We start from the raw sequence: 5637 nt of genomic DNA on the forward strand, positions 1-5637 counted from the left end.
AAGGCGTTTCACTGTCCTGTTCGGGATGGGAAGGAGTGGTACCACCTTGCTATGGTCGTCAGGCGTAACTGGTTGAGAGATTGTCTTTGGGGACAACCGCTCCAATCTTGGAAGAAGCGCAACGTGTGGGGGATCAGAGACTGGCTCGATGATCCCGCACAGTGGGTGTAATTGGTGTTGGCTGGCTGCTGACGGGGCAGCCAGATTTTGTATTGAACGACACTTGGAACGCTATATCACCAGGTCATAACCATCAGTGTTATAGGATCAAGCCTCACGAGCAATTAGTATCGGTTAGCTTAACGCATTACTGCGCTTCCACACCCGACCTATCAACGTCCTGGTCTCGAACGACTCTTTAGGGGGATCAAGTCCCCGGGATACCTAATCTTCAGACGAGTTTCCCGCTTAGATGCCTTCAGCGGTTATCTCTTCCGTACTTAGCTACCCGGCAATGCCATTGGCATGACAACCGGTACACCAGAGGTACGTCCACTCCGGTCCTCTCGTACTAGGAGCAGGCTCCGTCAAGTATCCAACGCCCACGGCAGATAGGGACCAAACTGTCTCACGACGTTTTAAACCCAGCTCACGTACCTCTTTAAATGGCGAACAGCCATACCCTTGGGACCGGCTACAGCCCCAGGATGAGATGAGCCGACATCGAGGTGCCAAACACCGCCGTCGATATGAACTCTTGGGCGGTATCAGCCTGTTATCCCCAGAGTACCTTTTATCCGTTGAGCGATGGCCCTTCCATTCAGAACCACCGGATCACTATGTCCTGCTTTCGCACCTGTTCGACTTGTCAGTCTCACAGTCAAGCACGCTTATGCCATTGCACTATCAGCACGATTTCCGACCGTACCTAGCGTACCTTCGAACTCCTCCGTTACACTTTGGGAGGAGACCGCCCCAGTCAAACTGCCCACCATGCACTGTCCCCGATCCGGATAACGGACCAAGGTTAGAACCGCAAACAAACCAGGGTGGTATTTCAAGGATGGCTCCACGTGATCTAGCGACCACGCTTCAAAGCCTCCCACCTATCCTACACAGGCCGGTTCACAGTCCAATGCAAAGCTACAGTAAAGGTTCATGGGGTCTTTCCGTCTAGCCGCGGGTAGATTGCATCATCACAAACACTTCAACTTCGCTGAGTCTCAGGAGGAGACAGTGTGGCCATCGTTACGCCATTCGTGCAGGTCGGAACTTACCCGACAAGGAATTTCGCTACCTTAGGACCGTTATAGTTACGGCCGCCGTTTACCGGGGCTTCGATCAAGAGCTTGCACCCCATCACTTAACCTTCCGGCACCGGGCAGGCGTCACACCCTATACGTCGACTTTCGTCTTTGCAGAGTGCTGTGTTTTTAATAAACAGTCGCAGCCACCGATTCTCTGCGACCCCATCATGCTAAGCGCGCAGGCGCTTCACACTACCGGGGTATACCTTCTCCCGAAGTTACGGTATCAATTTGCCGAGTTCCTTCTCCTGAGTTCTCTCAAGCGCCTTGGAATATTCATCCCGTCCACCTGTGTCGGTTTGCGGTACGGTCTCGTACAGCTGAAGCTTAGAGGCTTTTCTTGGAACCACTTCCAATCACTTCGCAAGCAATGCTCGCTCGTGCCGTACCCTTGATTTACGCGCCCGGATTTGCCTAAGCGCCATCTTCGATACGTCAACAGGGACATCCAACACCCTGATGATCTTCCGCGATCCGTCCCCCCATCGCACTGTACGACGGTGCTGGAATATTAACCAGCTTCCCATCAGCTACGCATCTCTGCCTCGCCTTAGGGGCCGACTCACCCTGCGCCGATGAACGTTGCGCAGGAAACCTTGGACTTACGGCGAGGGGGCTTTTCACCCCCTTTATCGCTACTCATGTCAGCATTCGCACTTCTGATACCTCCAGCAGCCTTTACAAGCCACCTTCGCAGGCTTACAGAACGCTCTCCTACCGCGTGTACAAAGTACACACCCGCAGCTTCGGTTTATCGCTTAGCCCCGTTACATCTTCCGCGCAGGACGACTCGATCAGTGAGCTATTACGCTTTCTTTAAAGGATGGCTGCTTCTAAGCCAACCTCCTGACTGTCTATGCCTTCCCACTTCGTTTCCCACTTAGCGATAATTTGGGACCTTAGCTGGCGGTCTGGGTTGTTTCCCTCTTGAGTCCGGACGTTAGCACCCGGTGCTCTGTCTCCCAAGCTGTACTTGCGGGTATTCGGAGTTTGCCATAGTTTGGTAAGTCGCCATGACCCCCTAGCTATAACAGTGCTCTACCCCCCGCAGTAATACTTGAGGCACTACCTAAATAGTTTTCGGAGAGAACCAGCTATTTCCAGATTTGTTTAGCCTTTCACCCCTATCCACAGCTCATCCCCTAATTTTTCAACATTAGTGGGTTCGGTCCTCCAGCACGTGTTACCGTGCCTTCAACCTGGCCATGGATAGATCATCTGGTTTCGGGTCTACACCCAGCGACTGAATCGCCCTATTCGGACTCGCTTTCGCTACGGCTTCCCTATTCGGTTAACCTTGCCACTGAATGTAAGTCGCTGACCCATTATACAAAAGGTACGCAGTCACCCCACAAGGAGGCTCCTACTGTTTGTATGCATACGGTTTCAGGATCTATTTCACTCCCCTTCCGGGGTTCTTTTCGCCTTTCCCTCACGGTACTGGTTCACTATCGGTCGATCACGAGTATTTAGCCTTGGAGGATGGTCCCCCCATCTTCAAACAGGATTTCACGTGTCCCGCCCTACTTTTCTCACGCTTAGTTCCACACACAAAATTTCGTCTACAGGGCTATCACCTGCTACGGCCGGACTTTCCATTCCGTTCGACTATCTTGCATGCTAAAACGTGAAGGCTCTTCCGATTTCGCTCGCCACTACTTTCGGAATCTCGGTTGATTTCTTTTCCTCGAGCTACTGAGATGTTTCAGTTCACCCGGTTCGCTTCCACTGACCTATGTATTCAGTCAGGGATACTCCTTGCGGAGTGGGTTTCCCCATTCGGACATCTGCGGATCAAAGCTTGTTTGCCAGCTCCCCGCAGCTTTTCGCAGGCTACTACGTCCTTCATCGCCTGTGATCGCCAAGGCATCCACCATATGCACTTAGTCGCTTGATCCTATAACGCTGTAGGCTATAGGACCTGAGTATTAGCGTTTGTGCCGTTCATAAGTTTCAAAGCAGTCTGAGGTTATTCACCCCAGTCTTGAGAACTTGGAACAAAATTAATGCAATCACAACCCGTACCCATCTTCATCAGCAAGCTGATTACTTGATGAGCACATTTCGTTGTGCTTCTTCCAGATTGTTAAAGAACGAATATAGCTGTCAGGTAAAACCTAACTCATAAGACCGGGCAGATATTATCCGCACGACGCTATGAGTTAGCCTCTACATCCCACCAGGCACAGGTCTTGGTGGAGGTGAACGGGATCGAACCGATGACATCCTGCTTGCAAAGCAGGCGCTCTCCCAGCTGAGCTACACCCCCATATTCACGGCATCTCTACCTGCGAATACTTGGTGGGTCTGGTTGGATTCGAACCAACGACCCCCGCCTTATCAAGACGGTGCTCTAACCGACTGAGCTACAGACCCAAAACCTTCTCGGATCAGTAGCCAGAAGTCATGGACACAGGGAGGAGTCCCTCTACCCAAGCCCACAACCGATCCCAGCTATATCAAACAACCGATAAGAGTGGACGCTTAACACGAGCACTAAGCTCTGAAAGGAGGTGATCCAGCCGCACCTTCCGATACGGCTACCTTGTTACGACTTCACCCCAGTCATGAATCCTACCGTGGTAATCGCCCCCCTTGCGGTTAGGCTAACTACTTCTGGTAAAACCCACTCCCATGGTGTGACGGGCGGTGTGTACAAGACCCGGGAACGTATTCACCGCGACATGCTGATCCGCGATTACTAGCGATTCCGACTTCACGCAGTCGAGTTGCAGACTGCGATCCGGACTACGATCGGGTTTCTGGGATTGGCTCCCCCTCGCGGGTTGGCGACCCTCTGTCCCGACCATTGTATGACGTGTGAAGCCCTACCCATAAGGGCCATGAGGACTTGACGTCATCCCCACCTTCCTCCGGTTTGTCACCGGCAGTCTCATTAGAGTGCCCTTTCGTAGCAACTAATGACAAGGGTTGCGCTCGTTGCGGGACTTAACCCAACATCTCACGACACGAGCTGACGACAGCCATGCAGCACCTGTGTTCCGGTTCTCTTGCGAGCACTACCAAATCTCTTCGGCATTCCAGACATGTCAAGGGTAGGTAAGGTTTTTCGCGTTGCATCGAATTAATCCACATCATCCACCGCTTGTGCGGGTCCCCGTCAATTCCTTTGAGTTTTAATCTTGCGACCGTACTCCCCAGGCGGTCAACTTCACGCGTTAGCTGCGCTACCAAGGCCCGAAGGCCCCAACAGCTAGTTGACATCGTTTAGGGCGTGGACTACCAGGGTATCTAATCCTGTTTGCTCCCCACGCTTTCGTGCATGAGCGTCAGTGTTATCCCAGGAGGCTGCCTTCGCCATCGGTGTTCCTCCGCATATCTACGCATTTCACTGCTACACGCGGAATTCCACCTCCCTCTGACACACTCTAGCCCGGTAGTTAAAAATGCAGTTCCAAAGTTAAGCTCTGGGATTTCACATCTTTCTTTCCGAACCGCCTGCGCACGCTTTACGCCCAGTAATTCCGATTAACGCTTGCACCCTACGTATTACCGCGGCTGCTGGCACGTAGTTAGCCGGTGCTTATTCTGCAGGTACCGTCAGTTTCGCGGGGTATTAACCCACGACGTTTCTTTCCTGCCAAAAGTGCTTTACAACCCGAAGGCCTTCATCGCACACGCGGGATGGCTGGATCAGGGTTTCCCCCATTGTCCAAAATTCCCCACTGCTGCCTCCCGTAGGAGTCTGGGCCGTGTCTCAGTCCCAGTGTGGCTGGTCGTCCTCTCAAACCAGCTACGGATCGTCGCCTTGGTGAGCCGTTACCCCACCAACTAGCTAATCCGATATCGGCCGCTCCAATAGTGCAAGGTCTTGCGATCCCCTGCTTTCCCCCGTAGGGCGTATGCGGTATTAGCTACGCTTTCGCGTAGTTATCCCCCGCTACTGGGCACGTTCCGATACATTACTCACCCGTTCGCCACTCGCCACCAGACCGAAGTCCGTGCTGCCGTTCGACTTGCATGTGTAAGGCATCCCGCTAGCGTTCAATCTGAGCCAGGATCAAACTCTTCAGTTTAATCTCTGTATTTGTTTCGTATTTCTTAGTTCCGAAGAACCGAGTCATACGTCGCTACTCAAAGGAAGTGAGGTATGTGCTTAGACTTGACATCTAAGGTACTTCACTTCTAGTGAGCACTTGATTTCATTGTGCTTGTGACGGGTTTTAAAAACCAGTCACTGCGCACTCGCATCAAGCGCCCACACTTATCGGTTGTTTAATTGTTAAAGAGCGGCACTGCTAAATTCTGTACTACCAAACTACTTACTGCATCTTCTGCTTTCTTCGGCGATTTCGCTTTCGCGTCGATCGCTGTGTCAGCAGCAGAGAAACGAGATTATGAAGAAGTTTTTATCGTTTGTCAAGTCAGC

Annotated in this window: 2 tRNA genes and 3 rRNA genes; all 5 read right to left on the bottom strand. The window is 52.1% G+C overall.

The window, feature by feature from the left end:
- Positions 1-63: ribosomal RNA gene (gene rrf, locus HV742_RS31875) — 5S ribosomal RNA — on the bottom strand; the annotation flags it as partial.
- Between the two features lie 200 nt (positions 64-263).
- A 23S ribosomal RNA gene (locus HV742_RS31880) occupies positions 264-3144 on the bottom strand.
- A 296-nt stretch (positions 3145-3440) separates the two neighbouring features.
- Positions 3441-3516 (bottom strand) — tRNA-Ala (locus tag HV742_RS31885).
- Between the two features lie 30 nt (positions 3517-3546).
- Positions 3547-3623: transfer RNA gene (locus HV742_RS31890), tRNA-Ile, on the bottom strand.
- A gap of 130 nt (positions 3624-3753) precedes the next feature.
- Positions 3754-5284 (bottom strand): 16S ribosomal RNA (locus HV742_RS31895).
- Between the last annotated feature and the right edge of the window lie 353 nt (positions 5285-5637).

It is taken from the genome of Achromobacter ruhlandii, assembly GCF_902859695.1.
In the GTDB taxonomy this organism is placed as follows: domain Bacteria; phylum Pseudomonadota; class Gammaproteobacteria; order Burkholderiales; family Burkholderiaceae_B; genus Achromobacter; species Achromobacter ruhlandii.